A 1,794-nucleotide genomic window follows, 5' to 3' on the forward strand; every position below is an offset into this window, starting at 1 on the left:
GAAATAGACCTAGCAAGGCTCGCAGACTTTTTTGTTGATATTTGCTTGGCATTAAATCCATCAAGGTATAGACTAATACTTGGGCGTAATTAAGGATGGTTAACATTAACTTATCCCATTGTTTATACGTCCTTTTTTTCACATTCTGGCACAAAATGCAAGGGCTAATTGAGAATGGTGCAAGATCTCAGATATAACTGACTTGAGCGGAGTGAAAAATATAAAATCCCCATACAATTCCAATAAAATCCCAAAATGTTATGCAATCTAATTAAATGGAGCGCGAACGAGCAGTCGCTCGACCCACAGGAGTGACTCGAATCACAACTCTCAAGGATTTTAGCAATTATCACACATTAGTAAAAGTCAAAACTTATTCTCTTGATTTTAGACCAAAAATTAGGGATGTGTACCATAATGAACCCCTGTCACAAAGAGCAAGAGCCAACCGTTTTTGTGTTGCCCTAACTTTCGTCCAAAAATTGCTTTGCACAGTATCGTGAGACCCAAAATATTGCTCCTCGAACTGAGCGATGCGGAGTCAAATTAAAACTGAATGCAGAACAACTGCTGATTTTAGCGAAATTGATTGAAGCTTCGGATGATGCAACTCTCGAACAACTCCGCTATTTACGGTACAATAAAATTGGTTTTACCATCAGCATCGCAACGAGGGGAAGAATGGCAAAACTCTTAAATATGACTTTAAAAAAACTATTTTTCCCTCAGATAAAGGTACTTACCGAGTTCAGAACCTGCGATATGAGTTCTGGCAAAAAATCCGAGAATTTTGTTGCAAAGACTTAATATTCATTGATGAATCTGGAGTTAACTTGGCAATGGTTAGGTTATATGCAAGGGAGGCTAAAAGGTTCTAGAGCCAAGGAACCAAAACCTAATAAACGCGGAAGAAATATCTCAATAATTGGAGATATATCGGTCAAAGAAGTCCTAAGATCAGTCAATTTAATAGGTACAACCGAGGCAATTACATTTGAGGCTTTTCTCATCCGAAAGTTAGTACCCCAATTATGGAAAGGTGTTTGTGTAGTGATGGATAATTGTACTTTTCATACCCGAGAAGAAGTAGAAAAAGCCATTAAAAAGAAAGGGGCAAAATTAATATACCTGTCGCCATATTCGCCGAATTTCTCACAAGCGTGAAATTTTATGGTCAGAACTTAAAAATTTTCTCCGTTCTATCAAGACGCCTCATTATCAAGAGTTAGCAAAAGCACTCTTAGTTTGCATTTAATGAAGTTACATCATAAAATATTTGGAATAGGTTTACTCACGGCTGTTGTTGTACCTTATTTTTTTGATAAAGGCTATATCACAGTTTATAGTCATTTCAAATAAGTATGAGACTATTTAAAAATGAGGTAAAATTAATAAAAATAGTGAACCCGCTAGGAAAATGTCTTACTGTATTGATTTGAGAAAAAGAGTAGTGGAGTATGTAGAAAATGGCGGTCGTATCGCCCAAGCTGCTGTCCTATTTAAGGTAGGAAGAGCAACGATATATCGGTGGCTGGGTCGGTCAGACCTTCAAGCTACAAAGGTAAAAAGACGTAAGAGAAAACTAGATTGGCAGGCCTTAGAAAAGGATGTTAAAGAGAATCCAGATGCCAGATTAATCGACAGAGCCAAAAAGTTTGGGGTCAGACCAAGTGCCATATCTTATGCTTTTAAAAAAATGAAAATTACTCGAAAAAAAGTAAGGATTCAGGTCTGAAGAATGGGAATGAGCTCAGGCATAGCCAAGTCACAAGAATGGGCAGAAATAGCCTCACG

General features: G+C 37.4%; 1 protein-coding gene and 1 pseudogene. Both read left to right on the forward strand.

Annotated features, from left to right (window positions below; genetic code table 11):
- Positions 1-816: 816 nt before the first annotated feature.
- Entirely contained in the window at positions 817-1,164 is a 348-nt protein-coding gene (locus QT994_RS27600) for a transposase (protein ID WP_333180306.1), read from the forward strand.
- Between the two features lie 253 nt (positions 1,165-1,417).
- Positions 1,418-1,729 (forward strand): annotated as a pseudogene (locus QT994_RS27605) (IS630 transposase-related protein); the annotation flags it as partial.
- Between the last annotated feature and the right edge of the window lie 65 nt (positions 1,730-1,794).

It is taken from the genome of Microcoleus sp. S13_B4 (assembly GCF_036700885.1).
GTDB lineage: Bacteria > Cyanobacteriota > Cyanobacteriia > Cyanobacteriales > Microcoleaceae > Microcoleus.